This window comes from Streptomyces pratensis (genome assembly GCF_016804005.1).
GTDB lineage: Bacteria > Actinomycetota > Actinomycetes > Streptomycetales > Streptomycetaceae > Streptomyces > Streptomyces pratensis_A.
On the sequence record NZ_CP051486.1, the window covers coordinates 5,780,450 to 5,804,554 of the forward strand.

At 71.7% G+C, this 24,105-nt stretch carries 24 protein-coding genes; 10 read left to right on the forward strand and 14 right to left on the reverse strand.

Annotated elements, in window-relative coordinates; all coding sequences use genetic code 11:
* Positions 1 to 186: 186 nt before the first annotated feature.
* A complete protein-coding gene (locus tag HED23_RS23765; RefSeq protein ID WP_203185412.1) occupies positions 187 to 1,719 on the forward strand; it encodes a S8 family peptidase in 1,533 nt (510 codons plus the stop codon).
* 60 nt (positions 1,720 to 1,779) lie between these two features.
* Here the strand turns inward: HED23_RS23765 and HED23_RS23770 are convergent, their stop codons facing one another.
* From HED23_RS23770 to HED23_RS23780, 3 genes are read right to left on the reverse strand one after another with little or no spacing between them, the layout of a single operon-like run.
* Positions 1,780 to 2,823 (reverse strand): zinc-dependent alcohol dehydrogenase family protein, encoded by a 1,044-nt coding sequence (locus HED23_RS23770; protein WP_203185413.1) that lies wholly within the window; start codon positions 2,821 to 2,823, stop codon positions 1,780 to 1,782.
* A gap of 21 nt (positions 2,824 to 2,844) precedes the next feature.
* Complete coding sequence (locus HED23_RS23775; protein WP_203185414.1) at positions 2,845 to 3,525, reverse strand: lysoplasmalogenase; 681 nt, start codon at positions 3,523 to 3,525, stop codon at positions 2,845 to 2,847.
* Positions 3,522 to 4,454, reverse strand: a complete 933-nt coding sequence (locus HED23_RS23780; protein ID WP_203185415.1) for a sterol desaturase family protein — start codon at positions 4,452 to 4,454, stop codon at positions 3,522 to 3,524. The genes HED23_RS23775 and HED23_RS23780 overlap by 4 nt, the downstream gene beginning before the upstream one ends.
* Positions 4,455 to 4,603: 149 nt before the next feature.
* On the opposite strand from HED23_RS23780, the gene HED23_RS23785 reads away from it, so the two are divergent.
* Positions 4,604 to 7,696, forward strand: a complete 3,093-nt coding sequence (locus HED23_RS23785; protein WP_203185416.1) for an NACHT domain-containing protein — start codon at positions 4,604 to 4,606, stop codon at positions 7,694 to 7,696.
* A gap of 6 nt (positions 7,697 to 7,702) precedes the next feature.
* On the opposite strand, the gene HED23_RS23790 is transcribed toward HED23_RS23785, so the two are convergent.
* Positions 7,703 to 8,419 carry a VIT1/CCC1 transporter family protein gene (locus HED23_RS23790; RefSeq protein ID WP_203185417.1) on the reverse strand — a complete coding sequence of 239 codons (717 nt, stop codon included), beginning with the start codon at positions 8,417 to 8,419 and terminating at the stop codon, positions 7,703 to 7,705.
* A 141-nt stretch (positions 8,420 to 8,560) separates the two neighbouring features.
* Here HED23_RS23790 and HED23_RS23795 point away from each other — a divergent pair, with 141 nt between their 5' ends.
* From HED23_RS23795 to HED23_RS23815, 5 genes are all read left to right on the forward strand, one after another.
* Positions 8,561 to 9,568 (forward strand): DEDDh family exonuclease, encoded by a 1,008-nt coding sequence (locus HED23_RS23795; RefSeq protein WP_203185418.1) that lies wholly within the window; start codon positions 8,561 to 8,563, stop codon positions 9,566 to 9,568.
* Positions 9,569 to 9,631: 63 nt separating this feature from the next.
* On the forward strand, positions 9,632 to 9,865 hold the full coding sequence (locus HED23_RS23800) for a hypothetical protein (RefSeq protein ID WP_078492597.1): 234 nt from the start codon (positions 9,632 to 9,634) through the stop codon (positions 9,863 to 9,865).
* A gap of 68 nt (positions 9,866 to 9,933) precedes the next feature.
* On the forward strand, positions 9,934 to 10,728 hold the full coding sequence (locus tag HED23_RS23805) for an SURF1 family protein (protein ID WP_203185419.1): 795 nt from the start codon (positions 9,934 to 9,936) through the stop codon (positions 10,726 to 10,728).
* Positions 10,729 to 10,800: 72 nt separating this feature from the next.
* The gene (locus tag HED23_RS23810; RefSeq protein ID WP_203185420.1) at positions 10,801 to 12,594 is read left to right on the forward strand and encodes a glycoside hydrolase family 15 protein; all 1,794 of its coding nucleotides are present in this window, start codon (positions 10,801 to 10,803) and stop codon (positions 12,592 to 12,594) included.
* 4 nt (positions 12,595 to 12,598) lie between these two features.
* A complete protein-coding gene (locus HED23_RS23815) occupies positions 12,599 to 13,354 on the forward strand; it encodes an SDR family oxidoreductase (protein ID WP_203185421.1) in 756 nt (251 codons plus the stop codon).
* Between the two features lie 42 nt (positions 13,355 to 13,396).
* Here HED23_RS23815 and amaP read toward each other — a convergent pair whose 3' ends face one another.
* From amaP to HED23_RS23840, 5 genes are read right to left on the reverse strand one after another with little or no spacing between them, the layout of a single operon-like run.
* Positions 13,397 to 13,975: an alkaline shock response membrane anchor protein AmaP gene (gene amaP / locus HED23_RS23820; protein ID WP_203185422.1), complete on the reverse strand. Its 579-nt coding sequence runs from the start codon at positions 13,973 to 13,975 to the stop codon at positions 13,397 to 13,399.
* A 4-nt stretch (positions 13,976 to 13,979) separates the two neighbouring features.
* Positions 13,980 to 14,666: a DUF6286 domain-containing protein gene (locus HED23_RS23825; protein ID WP_203185423.1), complete on the reverse strand. Its 687-nt coding sequence runs from the start codon at positions 14,664 to 14,666 to the stop codon at positions 13,980 to 13,982.
* Entirely contained in the window at positions 14,663 to 15,016 is a 354-nt protein-coding gene (locus HED23_RS23830) for a hypothetical protein (protein WP_203185424.1), read from the reverse strand. The genes HED23_RS23825 and HED23_RS23830 overlap by 4 nt, the downstream gene beginning before the upstream one ends.
* Positions 15,013 to 15,204 (reverse strand): hypothetical protein, encoded by a 192-nt coding sequence (locus tag HED23_RS23835; RefSeq protein ID WP_030920082.1) that lies wholly within the window; start codon positions 15,202 to 15,204, stop codon positions 15,013 to 15,015. The genes HED23_RS23830 and HED23_RS23835 overlap by 4 nt, the downstream gene beginning before the upstream one ends.
* A gap of 32 nt (positions 15,205 to 15,236) precedes the next feature.
* Positions 15,237 to 15,731, reverse strand: a complete 495-nt coding sequence (locus HED23_RS23840; RefSeq protein ID WP_203185425.1) for an Asp23/Gls24 family envelope stress response protein — start codon at positions 15,729 to 15,731, stop codon at positions 15,237 to 15,239.
* Between the two features lie 93 nt (positions 15,732 to 15,824).
* On the opposite strand from HED23_RS23840, the gene HED23_RS23845 reads away from it, so the two are divergent.
* On the forward strand, positions 15,825 to 16,520 hold the full coding sequence (locus HED23_RS23845; RefSeq protein ID WP_203185426.1) for a hypothetical protein: 696 nt from the start codon (positions 15,825 to 15,827) through the stop codon (positions 16,518 to 16,520).
* 144 nt (positions 16,521 to 16,664) lie between these two features.
* Here the strand turns inward: HED23_RS23845 and HED23_RS23850 are convergent, their stop codons facing one another.
* The 3 genes from HED23_RS23850 to HED23_RS23860 form a co-directional block, all read right to left on the reverse strand.
* Positions 16,665 to 17,456 (reverse strand): enoyl-CoA hydratase/isomerase family protein, encoded by a 792-nt coding sequence (locus HED23_RS23850; RefSeq protein ID WP_203185427.1) that lies wholly within the window; start codon positions 17,454 to 17,456, stop codon positions 16,665 to 16,667.
* Positions 17,457 to 17,607: 151 nt separating this feature from the next.
* Positions 17,608 to 17,829, reverse strand: coding sequence for a helix-turn-helix domain-containing protein (locus HED23_RS23855; RefSeq protein WP_006123601.1), 222 nt, complete (start codon positions 17,827 to 17,829; stop codon positions 17,608 to 17,610).
* A 357-nt stretch (positions 17,830 to 18,186) separates the two neighbouring features.
* Complete coding sequence (locus HED23_RS23860) at positions 18,187 to 19,785, reverse strand: ABC-F family ATP-binding cassette domain-containing protein (RefSeq protein ID WP_203185428.1); 1,599 nt, start codon at positions 19,783 to 19,785, stop codon at positions 18,187 to 18,189.
* A 251-nt stretch (positions 19,786 to 20,036) separates the two neighbouring features.
* Between HED23_RS23860 and HED23_RS23865 the strand changes: the two genes are divergently transcribed.
* Both HED23_RS23865 and HED23_RS23870 read left to right on the forward strand, forming a co-directional pair.
* Positions 20,037 to 20,924: a neutral zinc metallopeptidase gene (locus HED23_RS23865; RefSeq protein ID WP_203185429.1), complete on the forward strand. Its 888-nt coding sequence runs from the start codon at positions 20,037 to 20,039 to the stop codon at positions 20,922 to 20,924.
* Between the two features lie 77 nt (positions 20,925 to 21,001).
* The gene (locus HED23_RS23870; RefSeq protein WP_203187609.1) at positions 21,002 to 21,412 is read left to right on the forward strand and encodes a VOC family protein; all 411 of its coding nucleotides are present in this window, start codon (positions 21,002 to 21,004) and stop codon (positions 21,410 to 21,412) included.
* A gap of 32 nt (positions 21,413 to 21,444) precedes the next feature.
* Here HED23_RS23870 and HED23_RS23875 read toward each other — a convergent pair whose 3' ends face one another.
* Entirely contained in the window at positions 21,445 to 22,743 is a 1,299-nt protein-coding gene (locus HED23_RS23875; RefSeq protein ID WP_203187610.1) for a hypothetical protein, read from the reverse strand.
* Between the two features lie 184 nt (positions 22,744 to 22,927).
* Positions 22,928 to 24,058 carry an alpha/beta hydrolase gene (locus tag HED23_RS23880; protein ID WP_203185430.1) on the reverse strand — a complete coding sequence of 377 codons (1,131 nt, stop codon included), beginning with the start codon at positions 24,056 to 24,058 and terminating at the stop codon, positions 22,928 to 22,930.
* Positions 24,059 to 24,105 lie beyond the last annotated feature (47 nt).

Genomic DNA, 24,105 nt, shown 5'->3' on the forward strand with positions numbered 1-24,105 from the left:
CGGTTCACCGCAGGTTCGGTCTTCTCGGGGCGGCACCCGCGAACGCGACTCCCAGAGGTCACACCTCGAACTCACTTGCCCGTATTCATTGATGTGCCGGGAAGATCAGCGATAACTTCACTGGTCATGTACCGGACCGGACACGCCTGTGTCCGGCTCCACCGGCACGGATGATGTGGAGAACCCATGGCTCATCTGGCATCCAGACGGACTCGTGTACTCACGCTGCCCGTCGGACTCGCGCTCACGGCCTCGCTCGGCTTCCTCCCGACGGGTGCCGTGGCCGCGGCACCCGCGGACGAGCCGGCGGCGGCGGTTCGCGCGGACGGCCCCAAGCTGTCGTACGTCGTGAACACGCGGGCGGGCCACGGCACCGTCAAGCAGGTGCGGAAGGCGATATCCGCGGCCGGCGGAACCGTCGTGACGTCGTACGACAAGATCGGCGTCATCGTCGTCCACTCACAGAACCCGGACTTCGGCGCGACGATCCGCAAGGCCAAGGGCGTCCAGTCGGCGGGCGCCACGCGCACGAATCCGATCGTGCCGCAGGCGACGAAGGACATCGGCGTCGGACAGCCCCTCACCGCCGGTCAGGCGCGGGCGGCGGCGGACGACGCGGTGGCCGGTCAGGACGAACTCGAACCCCTGCAGTGGGACCTGCCCGCCATCAAGGCGGACAAGGCCCACCAGAAGTCGCTCGGCAGCAGCAAGGTCACGGTCGCGGTCATCGACACGGGTGTGGATGACACCCACCCGGACCTGGCCCCGAACTTCGACCGCGCGGCCTCGGTCAACTGTGTGACCGGCGCCCCGGACACCACGGACGGCGCCTGGCGGCCCGCCGCCGGTGAGAGCGACCACGGCACGCACGTCGCGGGCACCATAGCCGCGGCGAAGAACGGCACCGGCGTCACCGGCGTCGCGCCGGGCGTGAAGGTCTCCGGCATCAAGGTGTCCACGCCTGCCGGATTCTTCTACACCGAGGCCGTCGTGTGCGGCTTCGTGTGGGCCGCCGAGCACGGCGTCGACGTGACCAACAACAGCTACTACACCGACCCGTGGCTGTTCAACTGCAAGAACGACCCGGACCAGGGCGCCCTGGTCGAGTCGGTCACCCGCGCCACCCGCTACGCGGAGGGCAAGGGTGTCGTGAACGTCGCCGCGGCCGGCAACTCCGACCACGACCTGGCCCTCGACGCCATCGAGGACACGACGAGCCCCAACGACACGACACCGGTCACGCGCACGGTCGACCCGAGCGCCTGCCCCGACATCCCGACCATGGTGCCGGGCGTCGTGACGGTCTCCGCCACCGGTGCGAAGAACCTCAAGTCCTCGTACTCGAACTACGGGCTCGGGGTCATCGACGTGGCCGCCCCCGGCGGTGACTCGACGCGCTACCAGACGCCGGACGCACCGGCAGTCAGCGGTCTGATCCTGTCGACGCTTCCCGGCGGCGGATTCGGCTACAAGGCCGGTACGTCGATGGCGTCCCCCCACGTCGCGGGTGTCGCCGCCCTGATCAAGTCGACCCACCCGTACGCCTCGGCGGCCGCGGTGAAGGCACTGCTGAAGCACCAGGCCGACGCCACCGCTTGCGGCGCGCCGTACGACATCGACGGTGACGGCGCCGTCGACGCGGTCTGCGAGGGCGGCAAGCAGAACAACGGCTTCTACGGAGCCGGTGTCGTGGACGCGCTGGACGCGGTCCGCAGGTAAGGCATGAGGGAGGGGCCGGGGACAGCTGTCCCCGGCCCCTCCCGCGTTCCGTCACCCCGGCTACGGCTTGATGAGCACCTTGAGCGCCGTGCGCTCGTCCATCGCCTTGTAGCCGCCCGGCACCCCGCCCAGCCCGACCGACAGGTCGAAGACCGGCGACGGGTCGATCGTGCCGTCCAGCACGTCGGGGAGCAGTTCCGGGATGTACGTGCGCACGGGGGCGACGCCGCCCCGCAGCGCGATGTTCCGGTCGAACATGACGCCGAGGTCCACCCCGGTGCCGCTGCCGTGCGGGACTCCGACGTAACCGACGGAGCCGCCGTCGCGGACGATGCCGATGGCCGTACGCATCGACTCCTCGGTGCCGACCGCCTCGATCACCCCTTGGGTGCCTTCGCCCCGCGTCAGCTCCCGTACGGCCGCGAGGGCCGCCTCGCCACGCTCGGCAACGACGTCGGTGGCGCCGAAGGCACGGGCTATGTCGGTACGGGCCTGGTGGCGGCCGAGTGCGATGATCCGCTCGGCGCCGAGCCGCTTGGCCGCCATCACGCCGCACAGGCCGACCGCGCCGTCACCGACGACGGCCACGGTGCTGCCGGGCTTCACGCCCGCACCTAGCGCGGCGTGGTGTCCGGTGCCCAGGACGTCGGAGAGTGCCAGCAGCGCGGTGAGCAGCCGGTCGTCGGACGCGGCCGCCGACGGGAGCCTGACCAGGGTGCCGTCGGCGAACGGGACACGTACCGCCTCCCCCTGGCCGCCGTCGGAACCGACCGAGCCCCAGAAGCCGCCCTGGGGGCAGGAGGTCGTGAGCCCTTCGGCGCAGTAGGTGCAGGTGCCGTCCGACCAGACGAAGGGCGCGACGACGAGATCGCCGACGACGAAGCCGTTGACCCCGGAGCCCGCCTCCTCGACGACGCCGAGGAACTCGTGGCCGATGCGCTGCCCGGGCTGCCGGGCCGATTCGCCCCGGTAGGCCCACAGGTCACTGCCGCAGATGCAGGCCCGCAGCACCCGCAGAACCACGTCGGTGGGCTGCTGGACCGTGGCGTCGGGCACCTCCTCCACACGGATGTCGTGGGGGGCGTGGATCACTGTGGCGCGCATGCGTGGGAGTCCTCGTTCGTCTCAGATTCTGATACTCCCCTCACGGTACGCCCCGGGTGCGGCGCCGGCGGAATTCGCGGGTCCGTCGAGCGCCCCCCACGTGAGCAGGTACTGCGCGGCCAGGTAGGTCAGCATGATCCAGAAGCCGTGGGCGGGCAGTTGCGGCCAGTCCGCGATACCGGTGGCGATGAGCGCGTCGGAGAACAGGAAGAGGGCGCCGCCCAGTGCCGCGTACCCGCCGAGGGCCCCGGCCCGCCAGGCCATCGCGGTCAGGAGCAGGCTGTAGCCGGCCAGCGGGATCCGCAGCCCGCCCGGCAGACCGGGCCACAGGAGTACGACGAAGGTCACGAGGACGGCGGCGTACACGAGGCCGGCCGGCCAGGAGACGCGGGCACGCCCGAAGAGCCACAGATAGCAGACGTGGCCGACGGCGAAGGACCCCATCCCGGCGAGGAAGGCCGCATCCGCGTCGGGCATCAGCAGCACGTCCCCGCCCCAGCCGAACAGCAGCGCCGCGACGAGAAGACGGGGGCCGCCCCTTGCGGCGGCGTAGGCGGCGAGCAGGGGCATCAGCAGGGGCTTGGTGACCAGGTGGACGGTGTCGACGCCGGCCAGGAGCCCGCCCAGGTGGACCGCCGATACGGCGAGGAAGACCGCGAGCAGCGGGCGCACGAGCCGGGGCGCGCCGGCACGGGGGGTCATCCGGCCTGCTCGGTGGCGGCGCGCTGCTGCACGGCCGGGGAGGTGGCGGCGCGCTGCTGCACCGGCGCGGCCGGAGTGGTGGCGGCGCCGGCGGTGTGCGACGGCTGCCAGCCCGGCCCCCGGAAGACCCGGCCCGCCCGCTCTCCCCAGGTGGCGGCAGCCCGCACGTCGCGGGCGATGGCCGCGTATTCGTGGGTGGCGACGCGGAACGGGTTGTGGGTGGTGATGTTCTTGGTGAGGCCGAAGACGGGGCGCTCGGTCTCGGCGGCGAACGACCCGAAGAGCCGGTCCCAGACGATGAGGATCCCGCCGAAGTTCCGGTCGAGGTACCCGCCCTGGGAGGCGTGGTGGACCCGGTGGTGGGAGGGCGTGTTGAGCACGTACTCGAAGGGCCGGGGCAGCTTGTCGATCCGCTCCGTGTGCACCCAGAACTGGTAGACGAGGTTCGCCGAGGAACAGAAGGCGAGCGCGGCCGGGTGGACGCCCAGCGCGATCAGCGGGAGGTAGAACGGCCAGGAGGTGAGCGAGGTCCAGGGCTGGCGGAGGGCCGTGGTGAGGTTGAACTTCCGGCTGGAGTGGTGGACCACGTGGCAGGCCCAGAGGATCCGGATGACGTGGTGGCCGCGGTGTGACCAGTAGTAGAAGAAGTCCTGGGCGAGCAGCATCAGCAGGACCGTCCACCACAGCACGGGGACGCGCAGCGGCGTCAGTTCGTACAGGGCGGCGTAGATCGCCACGACCGGTATCTTCCACAACAGGTCGAAGGCCAGGCTGCCCAGCCCCATGGTGACGCTGGTGGCGGCGTCCTTGGCGTCGTACCCGGCTGCCTCGTCGTCCGGGTGGAGGCGGTACGACACCATTTCGAGGACGGTGAGCAGGACGAAGGCCGGGATCGACCACAGCACGACATCGGGCAGGTTCGGCTCCATGCGAGCACCGTAGAGCCGCCCGAGGGGCCCGGCATAGACGTTGTTACCCACAAGTATGTGAGACATGGCGTCATGAGCGTTTGGTGGGTTCCGCCAACCGCCCCGTCGTAGGATTTCCGCACGCGTGTCGTCGAGGGGGAGGAACGCACGTGTCGGGTACGGAAGTTGCGGTGATCCGGCTGGCCACCACGGTCATCGGCACGATCGCCAGGGCACTGCTGACCCCCAGGCCGGGCGCGGCCCTGGTCCCGGACCCGGTCCGGCCGCTCCCCCGCCCCGCGAAGCCGGACCGGCTGGTGAAGGTCCTCGGCGGCCGGCTGGCGGAGCGCTACGCGGACCTGCCCGAGCACGAACGCCTCGCCGCTCTCGACTCCGTGCACGACACCTTCGCCTCGGCAGGCGAACTGACCGCCGAGCGGCTGTTCGCGCTGGACCTGGACGAGGACCGGCTGCATGCCGAGCTCACGGATCCGGCCGTCGGCCTTTCCGGCCGTGCGGCCGAGCTGTACGACGAGCTGCTGCACCGCTGCTGTGCCCATGCGCTGGAACAGTTCACCACCCACCCGTCGTTCGCGGCGCGTGCGGCCGTGGAGCAGACCAGGGCGGGAGCACGGACGCGCGAGCTGGTGGAGGACGTACGCTCCCGGGTCGGCCCCCGCCCGGACGCCGCGGCCCTCGCCTTCGAGCAGCGGTACGCCGATTTCGTGGCCACCACGAACTGCCGGATGGGTCTGTTCGGGCTGACGCTCGGGCGGTCGGCGAGCGAGTGGCCGCTGGAGACGGCGTACATCAGCCTGAGCGTGAGCGGCGACGGTGCCCGGCAGGACGGGCTGGACCACACGGCCGCGGTGACGGTCTCCGTGGAGCAGGCCCTGGCCGGCACGGAGCGTCTGTTACTGAGAGGGCCGGCGGGCTCGGGCAAGAGCACGCTGGTGCAGTGGCTGGCTCTGAACGCCGCCCGCCGCACCTTCGGCGGCGACCTCGGCGACTGGAACCGCTGCGTGCCGTTCGTACTGCGGCTGCGCGCCTTCACCTCGCACGGCACGCTGCCCACTCCGGAGGACTTCCTGCGTGCGGCCGGCATCCCGCTGCACGGAGCGGCGCCGGAGGGATGGGTGGACGGCCTGCTGTCCGACGGCCGGGGCCTCGTCCTGGTGGACGGGGTCGACGAGGTGCCGATGCGGCTCCGCCACCGCACGGAGAAGTGGTTGAAGGACTTGATCGCGGCTTACCCGAGGTCCCGCTACGTGGTGACGACCCGGCCGTCCGCCGTCCCGGACAGCTGGCTGGCCGGCTTCGGCTTCGATGCGCACTCCCTGCTGGCGATGGACCGGAAGGACATCCACGCGTTCATCGGCCACTGGCATGCGGCCGCCCGGTCCGAGTGCGTGTCCAGTGAGCAGCTGGGGCAGCTCGACGTGTACGAGGCTTCGCTGCGGCGCGCGGTGACGACCCGCCGCGACCTGGAGAGGCTGGCGACCAACCCGCTCATGTGCGCCCTGCTGTGCGCGCTCAACAGGGACCGGCGGATGCAGCTGCCACGCGCCCGGAAGGAGCTGTACGACGCCGCGCTCGACATGCTGCTCGTACGGCGCGACACGGAGCGCGAGATCGTCGGTGTGGAGGGCGTCGACCTGACCCGGGAGGAGCAGACCGCGCTGTTGCAGCGGCTGGCGTACTGGCTGATCCGTAACGGCCAGGCCGAGGCGGACCGCCACGAGGCCGCGGCCATGGTGGCCGAGTGGATGACGGCGATGTCGCAGGTCCGGGGCAGTGCCGAGGAGGTTTTCTCGCACCTGCTGATCAGGAGCGGACTGCTGCGCGAACCAGCCCCGGGGGCAGTGGGCTTCGTGCACCGTACGTTCCAGGACTACCTCGGCGCGAAGGCGGCGGTGGAGGCGCGGGACTTCGGTGTGCTGGTCCAGCACGCCCATGACGACCAGTGGCACGATGTCGTGCAGATGGCGGTGGGTCACGCCCGGTCCGACGAACGGGCCCGGCTGATCCGCCAGTTGCTGAAGCGGGCGGAGCGCACCCGCAGACACCGGCACCGACTGGTGCTGCTGGCGGCGGCGAGTCTGGAGCACGCACCGGAACTGGACCCCGCCGTGCGGGCGGAGGTGCAGCGGCAGACGGCGGACCTGCTGCCGCCGCGGACGCGGGCGGAGGCGGAGGAGCTGGCGGAGGTCGGTGAACTGGTTCTGGAGCTGTTGCCGGGGCCGGAGGAGCTGCCTGAGTACGCAGCGGGTTGCGTCGTGCTGACGGCGGCTCTCATCGGCGGCGACGCCGCATACGAGGTGGTCAAGCGCTATCGGGACGACGAGCGGGCATCGGTGGCCACCCAGGTCACCAACGCGTGGAGCTCCTTCCACACCGAGACGTACGCCCGGGAGATGCTCGCGCCACGGACCTGGAACGATGTCCACGTGTCCGTGGCGAACGCCGATCAGATGGCGGCCCTGCGGTTCGTGCCCCGGGCCCGGGGGATCCGATTGCAGGGCGATCACGAGGACCTTTCCCCTCTGACCTCACGCCAGGGGGCGGAGAGGCTCTTCGTCTACGACAACAAGACGCTGACCGACATCGCCCCAGCGGCCTCGATGCGCTCACTCACGGAGGTCGGCCTCAGCCTCTGCCCGGGTGTCCGTGATCTGACCCCGCTTTCGGAGCTCCCGCTGACCTGGCTGTCGCTGGTGCAGCTGCATCCCGACACGCCGAAGGAACAACTGGAGCCGCTCACGGACGTCCGCTCCCTCAACCTGGGGCACCGTTTCCCCGTCGACAGCATCGGCGAGCTGGCCCTCAGCCCTCGCCTGACGTCACTCACACTGTCCAGGGAGACCGGGGACCTCAGCTTGGAGGGTCTGGAGCTGTGGACCGGACTGGAGGAGCTCGGCCTGTACGACCGCAGGCATCTGCCTTACGTCACGAGCAGCCCGTTGCTGCGCAGGCTCAAGCAGCTCGCCCTGGGCTGGCAGGGCCTCCCGGACTTGAACGCCCTCGCAGGATTCACAGAACTCGACACCCTCATCCTCAACTGCTGCCACTGCCCGGCCGGGCTGGCCCCCTTGCGGGAACTGCCCTCGCTGACGCACCTGTATCTGTACGCCCGGCCTGAGGAGGACCCCGTGGACCTCGCCCCGCTGGCCTGTCGCGACGACCTCACCATCCACGTAGGGGTCGAGACCCGGACGACCGGAACCGAGCTTTTCCCTCCCGAGCGGATCCTGCGCAAGCAGTAGGCCTCGTCAAACCCCCGCCGCCCCCAGCAGAGCCCCAACCCCGTACGTCACCGCCATGGCCACCGCTCCCCCGGCCGTGTTCCGCAGCACCGCGCGCCCCGCCGGCGCCTCGCCCAGCCGCGCGCTCCACCAGCCGGTGAGCGCGAGAGCCGCGAGCACGGACAGCACGGTGACGGAAAGCCGCACCGAGGGTGGCGGGACCACGATCGCCAGGAGCGGCAGCAGCGCGCCCACGGTGAAGGCCAGGAAACTCGCTCCCGCCGCGTGCCACGGGTTGGTCAGCTCGTCCGGGTCGATACCCAGCTCGACCTCCGCGTGGGCGCGCAGCGCGTCGCGCCGGGTGAGCTGGACTGCTGCCTCCCGGGCGAGCGTGTTGCTCAGTCCCTTCTCCTCCAGCAGTCCGGTCAGCTCGGCGAGCTCCGCCTCCGGGGTCTCCTCCAGCTCACGTCTCTCCGTCGCCAGCGCGGCCTTCTCGGAATCGCGCTGGGTCGACACCGACACGTACTCGCCCGCCGCCATCGACATGGAACCCGCGAGCAGCCCGGCCAGGCCCGCCGTCAGAAGGGTGGAGCGGTCCCCGGTGGCCCCTGCCACGCCGACGACCAGGCCGGCGGTGGAGACCACCCCGTCGTTGGCTCCGAGCACTGCGACCCGCAGCCGGTCGGGCCGGGCGCCGAACCCGCCTTGTGGGTTCGGCGCGGGTCTGCGCGCCTGCCTCGTCACCCGGGAGCTTCTCACCGGGTCCCGTCCGGACGCGTCCCCGACCCGCGCGTCCGTAGCCGCGGTCAACTGCGCCGCATCGTACCCGGGTTCACGGGGCGAGGTGCCCGGATAGGTCGCTGTCGGTCCCGGCCCGTATTCTCTGTGACCATGCTCGACGACCGTCAGACCGCAGCGCCGTGGCCGGCCGCGTATCCCCGGGGATACGCGGTCGTCGACGTGGAGACCACCGGACTCGCCCGCGACGACCGGATAATCTCCGCTGCCGTGTACCGGCTGGACGCGAGAGGTGAGGTCGAGGACCACTGGTACACCCTGGTGAACCCCGAGCGGGATCCCGGCCCCGTCTGGATCCACGGGCTCACCAGCGACGTCCTGGAGGGCGCACCGCTCTTCCCGGAGGTCGCCGCACAGCTGTCCGAGCGGCTCGCCGGACGGGTGCTCGTCGCCCACAACGCCGCCTTCGACTGGTCGATGATCGCCCGGGAGTACGCGCGTGCGGCGGTCACCGCGCCCGTCGAGCAGCGTCTGTGCACCATCGCGCTCGCCAAGGAGCTCCGGCTCCCCCTGCCCAACCACAAGCTGGAGTCGCTCGCCGCGCACTTCGGCGTGGTGCAGCAGCGCGCGCACCACGCACTGGACGACGCACGGGTACTGGCCGAGGCGTTCCGGCCGAGTCTGCACGCGGCGGCCAGGGACGGGGTGCGGCTGCCGCTGCTGGAGTGCCGCCCGCTGACGGAGTGGAGCGACTCGCCGGTCATCCCGCGCGCCGGCTACCGGCCGTCGCAGGGACAGGGCAGCTGGCGCCCCTCGCGCAAGCGTCCCGCGTGCCCGTATCCGAACCCCGGGCGCTACGAGTCGGACAAACCGCTCATGCAGGGCATGCGTGTGGCCTTCTCGGGAGACACCTCGATCGACCGGGAGCTCCTGGAGGACCGCGCCGTGGAGGCGGGTCTGCACGTGGCGACCAGCGTGTCGCGGCTGACGAGCCTTCTCGTCACCAACGACCCGGACTCGGCCACGTCCAAGACGGTGAAGGCGAAGTCCTTCGGCACCCCGGTCCTGGAGGAGAGCGCCTTCACCCATCTGCTGAGGGACGTGGCACCCGCCGCGACGGTCGCGGTGCCGAAGCCGTCACCGTCATCGGAGTGAACCGCGGGCGACTCGCCCAGCGCCCGCTCGCCCGCCGCCGCCCGGCGTCCCAACCTGTGGCGCATGGCACGTTGTGAGGTTTGCGGAAACGACTACGGGATGTCCTTCGAGGTGCACGCGCAGGGCGCGGTGCATGTCTTCGACTGCTTCTCCTGCGCCATTCACCGCATGGCGCCCATCTGTGAGCACTGCCGGGTCCAGGTCATCGGCCAAGGGGTCGAGGTGGACGGCCACTGGTACTGCGGCGGCCACTGCGCCCGCGCCGAGGGAAGGACGGGCATCGTGGACAAAGTGTGACGGGCTCTCCCGTCCGCACGGGGGACCCTCCGTGCCGCACCCCATGACCCCGGTTGTACGGTCATGGGGTGTACCGCTTCCTGTTGACCCGGCAGTGGGTGATTCTCACCCTCCTCGTCCTCGCGATGATTCCCACGATGGTGGAGCTGGGTTTCTGGCAGTTCCACCGGCATGAACACCGGGTCGAGCAGAACGCGCTGATCACGCGGAACCTGGAGGCGGAACCGGTCCCCGTCACCCGCCTCACCTCTCCCGGGCACACGGTCCCCCGCTCCGACTACTGGCGTGCGGTGACGGCCACCGGGACGTTCGACACCGAGCACGAGGTGGTCGTGCGCCGCCGCACATCCCAGGACGAGCGCATCGGCGTACTCGTCCTCACCCCGCTGGACCTCAAGGGCGGCGGCACCGTCCTCGTCAACCGGGGGTGGGTGCCGGCCGCCGCGGACCAGCAGTCCTTCCCGGAGGTCCCGGCGCCGCCGCGCGGCGAGGTCACCGTCTCGGGCCGGCTCAAGGCGGACGAGACGACGAGCGCCAGTGGCATCAAGGACCTCGATGGCCTGCCGGACCGCCAGGTGATGCTGATGAACAGCTCGCAGCAGTCGCACCTGCTGGGCCGTCCCGTGCTGGGCGGTTACCTCGAAATGACCGGCCCGGCACCCGACGGCGGCAGCCCCGAGACGATCGCCGCCCCCGACGACGGCTCCATCGGCCCGCACATGGCGTACGCCGTGCAGTGGTGGCTCTTCGCCGCCGGGGTCCCCGTCGGCTGGGTGATTCTCGTACGCCGCGAGAAGCGCGACCGTGAAGCGGCCGCCGAGGAGAGCGAGACGGCGGAGCAGCCGGAACCGGCGACCGCCTGAGGCCGTCAAGCCCGGTCTGTTCGAACCGGTTTCGCTGCTTAGCGGACCTCAGGTCCGGGAAGACGCCAGAGCGTGACACCACGCATCGAGGACTACGCCGTCATCGGCGATCTCCAGACGGCCGCCCTGGTGGGCAGGAACGGTTCTGTCGACTGGCTGTGCCTGCCCCGCTTCGACTCGGGCGCCTGTTTCGCGGCCCTGCTCGGTGACGAGGAGAACGGCCACTGGCGCATCGCCCCTCAGGGCACGGACAGCACGGACACCTGCACCCGGCGCGCATACGTGGAGGACTCCCTCGTCCTGGAGACCTACTGGGAGACCAGGACCGGGACCGTGAAGGTCGTCGACTTCATGCCGCAGCGCGACAAGGCGCCCGACGTCATGCGGATCGTCGAGGGGGTCAGCGGCAGCGTCGACATGAGCTCGGTCCTGCGGCTCCGGTTCGACTTCGGCTCCGTGGTCCCGTGGATGCGCCGCTCGCACGGCCATCGGGTGGCCGTCGCGGGCCCCGACTCCGTCTGGCTGCGCAGCGAGCCGGAGGTCAAGACGTGGGGCCAGCAGATGAGCACGTGCTCCTCGTTCACGGTCGCCGAGGGCGAGAGTGTGGCCTTCGTCCTCACCTGGCACCCCTCGCACTCCCCGCGCCCGAAACTGATCGACCCCCACAAGTCGCTGAAGCACACCCTCTCCGACTGGGCGAAGTGGTCGGCGAAGTGCACCTACCACGGCAGGCACCGGGAGGCGGTGCTCCGCTCGCTGATCACCTTGAAGGCGCTGACCTACGCGCCCACGGGCGGGATCGTGGCGGCGCTCACGACATCGCTTCCGGAGGAGATCGGCGGCGTACGGAACTGGGACTACCGCTACTGCTGGCTGCGGGACTCCACACTCACCCTGGCCGCCATGGTCTCGGCCGGGTACGTCGAGGAGGCGGCCGCATGGCGGGACTGGCTGCTGCGGGCCGTGGCCGGTGACCCCGCCGACCTCCAGATCATGTACGGGCTCGCCGGGGAGCGCAGGCTCCCCGAGACGGAGCTGCCATGGCTGAGCGGCTACGAGAACTCGGTCCCGGTCCGTACGGGCAACGCGGCGGTGCGGCAGCTCCAGCTCGACGTGTACGGCGAGGTGATCGACTCCCTCAGGCTGGCCCGGGACGCCGGCCTCGACGACAAGCCGCACGCCTGGAATCTGCAGCTCAGTCTGCTCGGCTTCCTGGAGTCCACCTGGCGCGAGCCCGACGAGGGTTTGTGGGAGGTCCGCGGCCCACGCCGCCACTTCGTGCACTCCAAGGTGATGGCCTGGGTCGCGGCCGACCGGGCGGTGCGCACCCTGGAGGAGAACCCGGATCTGCCGGGTGACGCCGACCGGTGGCGGGCGATGCGGGACGCCGTGCACGCGGAGGTCGTGGAGAAGGGGTACGACCCCGTGCGCAACACCTTCACCCAGTACTACGGGTCCCGGGAACTGGACGCCTCGACGCTCCTCATCGTCCGCACCGGTTTCCTGCCGCCCGACGACCCCCGGGTCATCGGGACGGTCGACGCGGTGCGGGACGAGCTCGCCCATGACGGTCTGATCCGCCGCTACAGCACGGAGGGGGTGTCGGTCGACGGCCTCCCCGGTGACGAGGGGGCTTTCCTAGCCTGTTCGTTCTGGCTGGTCGACGCTCTGCTGCGGACGGGCCGCAGGGACGAGGCCGAGGAGCTCTTCGACCGGCTGCTGGAGCTGCGCAACGACGTCGGGCTGCTCGCCGAGGAGTACGACTCGGTGGCCCGGCGCCAGCTCGGCAACTACCCGCAGGCGTTCAGCCACATCGGGCTCGTGAACAGTGCGGTCGACCTCGCCGGTGAGGACTTGGCAGGATAGGGCCATGGATCTTGGACTGAAGGACCGTGTGTACATCGTCACCGGTGCGACCCGTGGGCTGGGAAACGCCACCGCGCGCGCCCTCGCCGCCGACGGCGCGAAGGTGATCATCTCCGGCCGTGACGAGAAGGACGCCGCCGAGGCCGCCGCCGAACTGGGCGCAGACGCGGTCGGGCTCGGCGCGGACAACGCCGATCCGCTGGCCGCCCGGCGGCTGGTGGACGCGGCGAAGGAACGCTTCGGCCGGCTGGACGGCATCCTGATCAGCGTCGGCGGACCCGCCCCGGGCTTCCTGGCCGACAACACGGACGACCAGTGGCAGTCGGCGTTCGAGTCGGTCTTCCTCGGCGCCGTACGTCTGGCCCGTACGGCGGCCGAGGCGCTCGGCGAGGGCGGTGTCATCGGCTTCGTGCTGTCCGGGTCCGTGCACGAGCCGATCGCCGGTCTGACGATCTCCAACGGGCTGCGCCCCGGTCTCGCCGGCTTCGCCAAGTCCCTCGCCGACGAGCTGGGCCCGCGTGGCATCCGGGTCGTCGGTGTGCTGCCGTCCCGTATCGACACGGACCGGGTGCGCGAGCTCGACGCTCTGTCCGGCGACGCCGAGGCGTCCCGTACGGCCAACGAGGCGCGCATCCCGCTTCGCCGGTACGGCACACCGGAGGAGTTCGGGAAGACCTCGGCCTTCCTGCTCTCCCCGGCCGCCTCCTATCTGACGGGCATCATGGTGCCGGTCGACGGCGGTGCCCGGCACGGCTTCTGACGCCACGGTCGGGCGGGCCGTCGGCAGGCCCGCCCGAGGCCGTCAGTTCACCCGCTCCGCGCGGTGCTTGACCGCCTTCAGACGGACCTCGGCGGGCAGTTCGTCCAGCCCGGCCGAGGTGCGTGCGTGGGTCAGCGCCCCTTCGGAGAGACCACGCAGCGCGAGCGCCGGGGTCGCGTGCGGCTCCATCAGCAGCCGGATCCGGGCCCTCGGGGCGGTGCGCCGGCCGGTCAGCGTGGCCTTGGCGTCGGACACCCCGTCCATGGCACCCGCCTCATCGGCGATCACGCCTTCCAGAGCCCGGCCGCGCAGCAGCGCTCCCTCTCCGTCGCCGCTGTCGACCAGCACCTCGGCGAGGCGCCCCCGGCGGAGCTGGGCGAGGAACCACCACAGCGCGAGCACCACCAGGACGGCGAGGACCGCGATGACGGTGGGCCACCACCAGCCCTCGTCCCTCCACCTGGTCCGGTCGGCCCTGCTGAGCAACACGTCGTCCTTGCCGTCGAAGGGCCACCAGGAAGGCACGGACAGACCGAGTCCCGTCGCGAGGACGGCGCCGCCGACGACGACGAGGAGCAGCCCTGCCAGGCCGAGCAGGACCCGGTTGACGGTTCTGATCACGGGGTCACCCCTTCTTCGCCGGTCGGCGCACGTGCACGGAGAGGCCGGGCGGCCGTGCCAGGCCCAGTTCACCGATGGCCGTACCGAGGACGGTGTCCAGGTCGGCCCTGACGTCGTCGAGTTCACGGAAGTGCGAGAGGGCCCGCACGGTCGCCTTGCGCCGGCTCATCCTCACCCTGACCGACTGCACACCGGCCACCTCCACGGCCCGGTCCCGCAGGACGAGGGCGGCCGCGGTCCGGTCGAGTCCGGCCCGTACGCCGGCGTGGCGGCGGCTCATGGGGAGCAGGGCGCGCAGTCCGGGGGTGAGTGCCAGGAGCAGCAGCCAGAGGCCGAGCGCCGCGGCCAGTGCCGAGCCCGCCAGGACCCAGATGTCGTCGAGGTGACGGCTCGCCAGGTCGTCGGCGACGGAACGCCGCCACTGCATGGCCGGGTGATCGGCCCGCACCGCCGCGATGTCGTAGAGCAGGAGGCCCGCGCCCCCGAGGACGATCAGGGCGAGCAGCGCCGCGGGGATACGGCGTCCGGACCAGAAACGGCCCGCCCTGCCGCCCGGCTTCTCCTGGGTGGGGGCGGGTTCGTAGGACGAGCCCGAGGCGGACTGGTCCATCTCGAGCACGCCGCCGGCCGGTGCCGGCCCGACTGCGGGCAGGCGCTGCGTACTCTTCTCCGGGTCCTGGGGCTCGGTCATCGGATGCTCCCCTCCGGTGCGGTACCCGCTCCCGACGGATGCAGCCGTTCGACCTGCACCGCCACTTCGGGGACGTCCATCCCCGCCAGGGCTCTTACCCGCTCGGTCACCCGGCGACGCACCGACCCGCACTGGCGGCCGATGTCGCAGGGGTAGGCCAGATCGAGACTGACCCGCACCCGTGCGACGTCCCGGTGCACGGTGACGGTGGCACGCGGCGGGGCGGCGTCCTCGGGCCGCTCGTCGACCGCTTCCTTCGCCGCCTGTGCGGCGATCTTCGCGACGACCCGGTCGGCGATCCGGGTCTGCCCACGCCCGGCGGCGTCGACCCGGCCTGTCACCCCCGTCACCGTCGCCGGTCGCCGCGCTCGCGACTCCGGAAGAAGTCGCCGGGTTCCAGGTCGCCGTCCAGGAACCGGCCGGCGATGAAGCCGACCGCGCCCAGCGCGGCCACCAGCAGAAAGGCCCCGAAGCCACCGAAGTATCCGGCGAAACCGAGCGCCATGCCGGCCACCAGGCCGACCACAGCCATGCTCATCGTGTGCTCCTCAACTGCCGCGCGTGAGAGGTCTACTGGACGCGTGTCCCGGACTCGTCCTCGTCGTCCTCCTCATCGGGCAGTTTGACGTCACTCACGGCGATGTTGACCTCGACGACCTCCAGGCCGGTCATCCGCTCGACCGCCGCGATGACGTTCTCGCGCACGTCGCGGGCCACCTCGCTGATCGCCACGCCGTAGTCGACGACGATCTCCAGGTCGAGGGCGGCCTGCGACTCGCCGACCTCCGCCTTGACGCCGCGGGACACGGACTTGCTGCCGCCTGGAACACGGTCGCGTACCGCGCCGAACGTCCGGGAGATGCCGCTGCCCATCGCGTGGACACCGACGACGTCGCGTGCCGCCATTCCGGCGATCTTCTCGACCACGCCGTCGGCGATGGTGGTGCGGCCGCGGGTGGCGGGGGCTCCACCGCCACGCTTGCTGAACTGGCTCTGCCTGCCGTCGTCCCCGCCGGACACGCTGCCGGGGCTGTCGGGCCGGTTCCGCTGTGGGCTCTCGGTCATCGCCGCACTTCCCTTCGGGGCGGGTTGAACTTCCGTCGCCCACAGTAAGTGCGCTTGCCCGGTCCCGCGCCGTGGATACGGCAGGGTGGAGCAATGACAACGGCTGACGGCCCGCACGGGGCCGACGGATGGACCACTGCGGTACGCCTACGGCTCGGCCTGGGCAGATTGCTCCCTCTGGGCGGGCGGTCCGACGGTTCATGGATCGCGGAACAGGCGGCGACGACGGTGCTGCGCGACGCCGCGGCCGGGTCGGGGGCCGCGCTGGGGACGCTCAGGATCGCTCCTGCCGACGAGGACCACGCCCCGGATCCCGTGGTGCCCGGGCCCACCGGCGCGCTGCCGCCCGGACCGCTGCGGATCGAGGCGGGCTTCGCCGCGTCCGCGCGGCGGCCGCTGACCGCCACCGCGGACGCCCTGCGCGCGGCTCTGCTGGCGGCGGCGGCCCAGCGGCTCGGCCTGGTCGTCGACGAGGTGGACCTCCGGGTGACGGACCTGTTGGAGGAGGAGCCGCGTCCGGCCGCGAAGCCGCCGCCGGACGTGCGTGCGGCGGAGCCGGAAGGGGCCGCCGCGGCGGCGGCGGCGGGGGTCCCGGGCGTCGTCTCGCTGACTCGTGTGCTGGGCAGCGCCGTGCAGCACACGGAGGGTCACGTCCGGGTGGAACTCGCGACGGCCGGGGACCACCGGGCGCTCGACGTGGCCCGAGCGGTGCGCGGGGCGGTGACCGAGGCGGTCGAAGGCCGTCCGACGGTCGCCGTGCTGGTCACGGCCGTCGTGCCCCAGGACTGAGACTGCCGGCCGCCGCACGGCAGGGCGTCATGGACCGGAACCGACATTGCCGATCGCCGCACGGCAAGGCGTCATGGACCGGAGCCGACGCCGCCGATCGCCGCACGGCGGGGGCAGCGTCGGTCCGTGCCAGGGTGACGGCGTTCAGTCGGCGAGGCCGGCGAGGTCACGCAGACGGCGGCCCTGGGCGGCCCGCTCGGCGGTGCGCTGCTCCTCGTACGTACGCGAAAGGGCACCGCTCAGCAGTGCCTTGGTCTCGACGACCGCGTCGCGCGGGGCGGCGAGCAGGGCCGCGGCCAGGTCGTGCCCCGCCGCGTCGAGCTGGTCGACGGGGACCACGAGGTTGGCGAGGCCGGTGCGCTCGGCCTCCTCGGCGTGCACGAAGCGTCCGGTGGCGCAGATCTCGAGCGCGCGGGCGTATCCCACGAGATTCACCAGGGGGTGGGTGCCCGTGAGGTCGGGGACGAGACCGAGGCTGGTCTCGCGCATGGCGAACTGCACGTCCTCGGCGACGATCCGCAGATCGCAGGCGAGAGCGAGCTGGAAGCCGGCACCGATGGCGTGCCCCTGGACGGCCGCGATCGACACGATGTCGTTGCGGCGCCACCAGGTGAACGCCTCCTGGTACTCGGCGATGGTCGCGTCGAGCTCGGCCTCCGGGCCGCGCGCCATGTCGAGAAAGGACGGCTCGCCGTCGAATCCCTCGGGTGCGAATGCCTGCCGGTCGAGGCCGGCGGAGAAGGACTTGCCCTCGCCACGCAGCACGACGACCCGCACACTGCCGGGGAGCGCCCGTCCGGCCTCTGCCAACGCCCGCCACAGAGCGGGAGACTGAGCGTTGCGCTTGGCCGGGTTGGTGAGCGTCACCGTGGCAACCGCATCTTCGACGGTGAGCCGTACGCCGTCCTTGTCGAGCACAGAGTCGAGCGAGGTCATGGAGCGCCTCCGGATCGGGTGCAGTCAGCACTTACTGGCAAGTAACTGAACAGTAACCACCCGGACGACCTGGCGATCGGCCGGGTGGCCACCCGGTGTTCCGGTGAGCCCTCGGAGCCGGCCTGGACCGGCCCCTGACCGCTGCCCGCCGTCAGGCCGAAGCGGCCTTCTTGCCTCGAGTCGCTCCGCCGCGTCCCCGCAGCGTGACTCCGGACTCGCTGAGCATCCGGTGGACGAATCCGTAGGAGCGGCCGGTTTCCTCGGCCAGCGCCCGGATACTTGCACCGGAGTCGTACTTCTTCTTCAGGTCTGCCGCGAGCTTGTCGCGCGCGGCGCCGGTCACCCGGCTGCCCTTCTTCAGAGTCTCGGCCACCCGTGCCTCCTCAAGGAAGTGCGCTCTGGACTCTCATGATCACCCCTACCGGGCTCCCTGGCCACCCATTCGGCAAGGTACTTACGACGGGATTCGGCGTCCCGAAGCGGTCGGACACAAGCGGAATCAGGCATTCCAAGAGGTCCCGGGGCCCTTCGGGACCGGTCGCAGGAAAAACGGGCAGGTCAGGGCCGTACGGGGCGGGGCGCCCGAAAATGAGTGCGCCCGACAGCTATCTGCCGGGCGCCGCGCCGGGGTATGAGACCTGCTCACCCAGATGATGGATCACCGATGGGCCGAATGATCCAGGCGCATTGGATCACTGGGCCTCAGCACGGGCCGGGGAGCCCTTGCGGGTCAGGCCAGGGCGACCAGATCCCGGTAGTCCGCACCCCAGAGGTCCTCGACCCCGTCGGGCAGCAGGATGATCCGCTCCGGCTGGAGCGCCTCGACCGCGCCCTCGTCGTGGGTGACGAGGACGACGGCGCCCTTGTACGTGCGCAGGGCCCCGAGGATCTCCTCGCGGCTGGCCGGGTCGAGGTTGTTCGTCGGCTCGTCGAGCAGCAGGACGTTGGCGGAGGAGACCACGAGCGTCGCCAGGGCGAGCCTGGTCTTCTCGCCGCCGGAGAGCACTCCGGCGGGCTTGTCCACGTCGTCACCGGAGAAGAGGAAGGAGCCGAGGGTCTTGCGGACCGCGACCAGGTCGAGGTCGGGCGCCGCCGAGCGCATGTTCTCCAGGACGGAGCGATCCGGGTCGAGGGTCTCGTGCTCCTGGGCGTAGTAGCCGAGCTTGAGGCCGTGGCCCTCGATGACCTCGCCGGTGTCGGGCTTCTCGGCTCCGCCGAGGAGGCGCAGCAGGGTGGTCTTGCCCGCGCCGTTGAGGCCGAGGATCACGACGCGGGAGCCCTTGTCGATGGCCAGGTCCACGTCGGTGAAGATCTCGAGCGAGCCGTAGGACTTGGACAGGCCCTCGGCCATCAGCGGGGTCTTGCCGCACGGGGAGGGGTCGGGGAAGCGCAGCTTGGCGACCTTGTCCGAGACCCGCACGGCCTCCAGGCCCGAGAGCAGCCGGTCGGCGCGCTTGGCCATGTTCTGGGCGGCGACGGTCTTGGTGGCCTTGGCGCGCATCTTGTCGGCCTGCGCGTTGAGGGTCGCGGCCTTCTTCTCGGCGTTCTGGCGCTCGCGCTTGCGGCGCTTCTCGTCGGCCTCGCGCTGCTGCTGGTAGAGCTTCCAGCCCATGTTGTAGATGTCGATCTGCGCGCGGTTGGCGTCGAGGTAGAACACCTTGTTGACCACCGTCTCGACGAGCTCCACGTCGTGGGAGATCACGATGAAACCGCCGCGGTACGTCTTGAGGTAGTCGCGCAGCCAGACGATCGAGTCCGCGTCGAGGTGGTTGGTGGGCTCGTCGAGCAGCAGGGTGTCGGCGTCCGAGAACAGGATCCGGGCCAGCTCGACACGGCGGCGCTGACCACCGGAGAGGGTGTGCAGGGGCTGGCCGAGCACACGGTCGGGCAGGCTGAGCGCGGCGGCGATGGTGGCGGCCTCGGCCTCGGCGGCGTATCCGCCCTTGGTGAGGAACTCCGTCTCCAGGCGCTCGTACTTCTTCATCGCCTTCTCGCGGGTGGCGCCCTTGCCGTTCGCCATCCGCTCCTCGTTCTCCCGCATCTTGCGCAGGATCTCGTCGAGCCCGCGGGCGGAGAGGATGCGGTCGCGGGCCAGGACCTCGAGGTCGCCGGTGCGCGGGTCCTGCGGGAGGTAGCCGACCTCGCCGCTGTTGGTGATGGTGCCGCCGGCCGGCGACCCCTCACCCGCGAGGCACTTGGTGAGGGTCGTCTTGCCCGCGCCGTTGCGGCCGACCAGGCCGATGCGGTCGCCCTTGGCGATGCGGAAGGACGCGGACTCGATGAGGATGCGGGCGCCGGCGCGCAGCTCGATGCCGGAAGCGGTGATCAAGGAAATACTCCAGGGCGGTATGGACGGCGGAGGGACAGCGGACTCACGACTCGACGCCGTCTAATGCACAAGGAGAATTGCCATGGGACTCAGTCTACTGGCGGTGTCCACCTGGTTTTCCTCATGCTCCGCTCCGGCCACGGCACCGCTGTGGCATGTCACACACCCGGGCACACCCGGGCGAACTGCCAGATACTCGGCGCAGGACGGCACACGCGCCGTGAAACGGCGGGAGCAGAGGGTGGTTGCCCATGCAGTTCGACGACGACGCCGACCTGGACACGTCCGAGGTCCGGGACGTGCGCGGCAGCCGGATCCCGGGCGGCCGGGCCACCGTGGGCGGTGGGGTCGTCGGGCTCGTCGCGCTGGTCCTCGGCCTGTTCCTCGGTGTGGGGCCGGAGCAGCTCGGCCTCTCCTCCGGCGATCCCGAGCCCGCCGCCACGTCGTCGTCGGCGGCACAGGTCGAGCAGGGCTGCCGGACGGGCGAGGACGCGAACACCGAGGACGACTGCCGGACGGTGGCCGTGGTCAACAGCGTGCAGGACTACTGGAGGCAGGTGTTCGAGCGGAGCGGCGAGACCTGGACACCGGCCCGGACGGTGCTGTTCAGCGACCGGATCGGCACCGCCTGCGGCTCGGCCACCTCCGCGGCCGGCCCCTTCTACTGCCCCGGTGACCGGCAGGTCTATCTGGACCTGGGGTTCTTCGACGAGCTTCGGACGACGTACGGGGCCGGTGGCGGCCCGTTCGCCGAGGCCTACGTGGTGGCGCACGAGTACGGCCATCACGTGCAGAACCAGCTGGGCACCCTGGGCAGGGCCCAGGACGGCCGACAGGGCTCCGACAGCGGTTCCGTGAAGGTCGAGCTGCAGGCGGACTGCTTCGCCGGGGTCTGGGCGAACCACGCGACGACCACCCCCGCCGAGTCGGGGCGGCCCCTGATCACGGAGCTGACCGAGGCCGACATCCAGGACGGGCTCGACGCGGCGGCCGCGGTGGGCGACGACCGGATTCAGGAGAAGTTCCAGGGGAGCGTGAATCCGGAGTCCTGGACGCACGGCTCGTCGGCACAGCGGCGGCAGTGGTTCACCACGGGCTTCCGCACCGGTGACCCGAGCCGGTGCGACACCTTCGGCTGACGTTGTCGGTGGCCGGTGCGAGACTGAGACGGAGATCACATCGGAACGGTGTCGGTGAGCAGGAGAGGGTGAGCGTGATGGCAGGAACGGACGGCGTCCCCACGATCTATCCGACGATTCTGTACGACGACGCGAAGGCCGCGATCAGAGTGCTGACGTATGCCCTGGGCTTCACCGAGGAAGCGGTGTACGAGGGGAAGAACGGCAGCGTGCTCCATGCCGAGCTCTCCTGCGGCAACGGCAGGGTGATGCTCGGCTCCAAGGGGCGGGAAGGTGTCTTCGCCAAGGCGATGACCGGCGCCGGGCCCTCCGGGGTGTACGTGGTGGTGGACGAGGTGGACGAGCACCACGCGCGGGCCGTGGAGCACGGTGTGGAGATCCTGATGCCCCCCACGGACCAGGATTACGGCTCGCGCGACTACATGGCGCGGGACCCGGAGGGCAATGTCTGGAGCTTCGGGACGTACGCCCCGGGGTCCTCGGACTGAACGTCCCCCGGGGCCGCGCGGGCTCCCGCGGGTCACACCCCGCCGTTGTGCACCTGGAAGGCGGCGCGGCGCACGGCTTTGGCGAGGGCCGGATCCGGGTGGGCGGCTGCCAGGGCGACCAGTACCTGGACGGTCCGCGGGTGTCCCACGGCCCGCACCTCGTCCAGGAGCGCGGGGACCGTGCCCTGGACGGCCGAGTCGAGGTGGCGGACCAGCAGGCCGGTCTCGCCGTGGTCGGCCACGGCAGCGGCGGTGTCGACCCAGAGCCAGGTGGCTTCCTCACGGCTGAGGACGTCCTGGGCGTCGTCCGGGTCGGTGCCCTCGTACTCCGCGAGCCAGAGCAGCGCGTACGGGCGCAGCGGCGCCTCGGTGGCGACGGAGCGGACGACGGGCTCCGCGGGGGCGCCGACGACGCGCAGCGCCTCGAAGGCGAGGCCCCGCAGCAGGGCGTCCTCACCGCGGGCGACGGCCAGCAGTTCGGCGACGGCACTGCCGACGGGCCGGGCGGCCAGCCAGGCCCGGTATTCGGCGCGGGCCGGGCCGGGGGTGAGCCGTGCGCAGCCGAGCAGCATGTCGGCGGCGGGCTGCTCGATGTTGCCGGCCGGGCTCTGGGCGGCGACGCAGATCTGCTCCAGCTTGACCCAGACCGCCCAGTTGCCCAGCGGGGTGAGGGTGGCGTGCCCCGCGCCCAGTGTGAGGGCGCCGACGGAGGCGAGGCCCTCCAGTGCCCAGTCGAGCAGGAGCGCGTTCAGATCGGCGGACGGGCCCTCGGCGGGGGCGGGCTGATCCTGCTGCCCGTACGGCACCTCGCACCGCTCCTCGTGGAGTTCCGCGACGCGCTGTCCGAGCAGGTCGAGGAGGGCGGGCACGGTGACGGCGCCGGCCGAGAGCTGGAGGAGGGAGAGCACCTGGGGCACGGCCTCGACGGCTTCGGCCACCGCCGCCGCCTCGATGCCGTCGGGTGAGGCGTGGACGAGCGACCAGGCGTCGAAGAGCGCCACCCAGCCGCGGAGCACGGCGGAGTCGTCGCGGTCCCAGGCGCGCAGCCGCCAGCCGGGGCGGGCGGTGTCGCCGTGCAGTTCGATGAGCCCGGCCAGCCTGGCCCGGTCCCAGCCGGTACGCACCTGGGCCGGGGACAGTTCGAGCGCGGCGGCGGCCCGCTCCAGGACCTGGGCGGCGAGCGGGGCGGAGCCGGGGCTCGTGCCGTCGGCGGCCCAGTGGGCGATCCGCACGGCATCGGCCAGCACGGCCCTGGCCTGGCGCGCCAGTTCCGCCGGTGGCGGCGTGCCCTCGGGTGGGCGGGGGGCCGGCCTGGTGCGCCGGGTCGTCACGGCCTTGCGGGCGGTCGCCTGGGGTCGCGGGCGGACAAGTCGCAGCCTGGAGTCGCGCGGGGTACGGGACGTCACGAGGAGCAGTCTTGCCTCTGACGGGCCGAAAGCCCAAACGGAAGCCGCGTCACCGGGGTTCGGAGGCCTTCCGGGGCGGGCACCAACCGGGCGGTTCCGGACCATCAGCTCACATCAGAGGCGTGAGGAAGCGTCGGAGTGCCTCTTCGTAGGCGGCCGGGTCGGCATTCCACATCGCCGCATGCGGAGCCTGCGCCACGGAGTGCAGGGTCACCAGGTCGGGGCGGCGTGCGGCGAGTTCCCGGGACGGCTGCCAGGGGGCCAGGGTGTCGTCGGGGCCGTGGAAGATCAGGGTGGGGGCGTGCAGGGCCGTCGGCACCGAGGTGTCCAGGAGCCGGGCGCCGTGCAGCCCGGTCTGGCCCTGGGCGGCCCGGACGGCGAGGGGCAGCAGCGCGGACGGAACGCCCCTTGCCGAGGCGAGAGCGCGCAGGGTGGTCTTCCAGTCCATGACCGGGGAGTCGAGGACGAGGCCCCGGACGCGGTCGCGGAGGGCGGAGTTCACGGCGGCGTGCAGAGCCATCGACGCGCCGGACGACCAGCCGTGGAGGATGACGTTCTCGGCCCCGTAGCGCACGGCGTAGCGGATGGCCGCGTCGAGGTCACGCCATTCGGACTCGCCGAGGTGGGCGAGCCCGTCCGGGGAGCGCGGGGCGCCCGCGTCGCCTCGGTAGGCCAGGTCGAGCACGGGGAGCTGCTGGGCGTGGAGGAACCCCATCACGTTCATGGGGTGGTCCCTGGTGGTGCCGAGGCCGTGCACGGTGATCACCCACGTGTCGCGGGCACCGGGGACGAACCAGGCGGGCAGGGCGCCGAGCTCGCCGGGGACCTCGACCTCCTTGTACGTGAGACCCAGGGCCGCGAGCGGGTCCCCGCGGTGGAGCTCCGGGGTGAGGCGGACCCTGGCACCCGGCTTCAGGCTGCCGAGGGTCACGCCTTCCAGCCGTCGCACGACTGTGTCCGCGGAGCCGTGGGGCGCCTGTTCGATCACCGGGCCGACCACCGCGTGTACGCCGCGCCCGGTGATCCCGTACGTACCGGGGCGCAGCGCCGAGAAGGAGCGGGTCAGCGTGACCTGCCCCGCCGCGGTGGCGTGGACGGTGAGACGGCGGTCGGCCGGGAAGGGGCGTGGCGAGGGCGCCCCGAGGGCGGCGTCGCTGGCGTAGCGTCCGGCGGCGACCGCTGCCGCGCCGGCGCCGAGGATCGAGGTTGCGGCCACTGCCGCCGCTGTTGCCGGGCGCACGGCTCCAGTGTCCTGGGCGGCGGCGCCGGCTGCCAGTGGGCAGCGGC

Bases quoted from the DNA above. Each gene is read 5' to 3' on its own strand.
- HED23_RS23765 (WP_203185412.1), top strand. From the start codon at position 187: ATGGCTCATCTGGCATCCAGACGGACTCGTGTACTCACGCTGCCCGTC.
- HED23_RS23770 (WP_203185413.1), bottom strand. From the start codon at position 2,823: ATGCGCGCCACAGTGATCCACGCCCCCCACGACATCCGTGTGGAGGAG.
- HED23_RS23775 (WP_203185414.1), bottom strand. From the start codon at position 3,525: ATGACCCCCCGTGCCGGCGCGCCCCGGCTCGTGCGCCCGCTGCTCGCG.
- HED23_RS23780 (WP_203185415.1), bottom strand. From the start codon at position 4,454: ATGGAGCCGAACCTGCCCGATGTCGTGCTGTGGTCGATCCCGGCCTTC.
- HED23_RS23800 (WP_078492597.1), top strand. From the start codon at position 9,632: ATGGCACGTTGTGAGGTTTGCGGAAACGACTACGGGATGTCCTTCGAG.
- HED23_RS23815 (WP_203185421.1), top strand. From the start codon at position 12,599: ATGGATCTTGGACTGAAGGACCGTGTGTACATCGTCACCGGTGCGACC.
- HED23_RS23825 (WP_203185423.1), bottom strand. From the start codon at position 14,666: ATGACCGAGCCCCAGGACCCGGAGAAGAGTACGCAGCGCCTGCCCGCA.
- HED23_RS23835 (WP_030920082.1), bottom strand. From the start codon at position 15,204: ATGAGCATGGCTGTGGTCGGCCTGGTGGCCGGCATGGCGCTCGGTTTC.
- HED23_RS23840 (WP_203185425.1), bottom strand. From the start codon at position 15,731: ATGACCGAGAGCCCACAGCGGAACCGGCCCGACAGCCCCGGCAGCGTG.
- HED23_RS23845 (WP_203185426.1), top strand. From the start codon at position 15,825: ATGACAACGGCTGACGGCCCGCACGGGGCCGACGGATGGACCACTGCG.
- HED23_RS23850 (WP_203185427.1), bottom strand. From the start codon at position 17,456: ATGACCTCGCTCGACTCTGTGCTCGACAAGGACGGCGTACGGCTCACC.
- HED23_RS23865 (WP_203185429.1), top strand. From the start codon at position 20,037: ATGCAGTTCGACGACGACGCCGACCTGGACACGTCCGAGGTCCGGGAC.
- HED23_RS23870 (WP_203187609.1), top strand. From the start codon at position 21,002: ATGGCAGGAACGGACGGCGTCCCCACGATCTATCCGACGATTCTGTAC.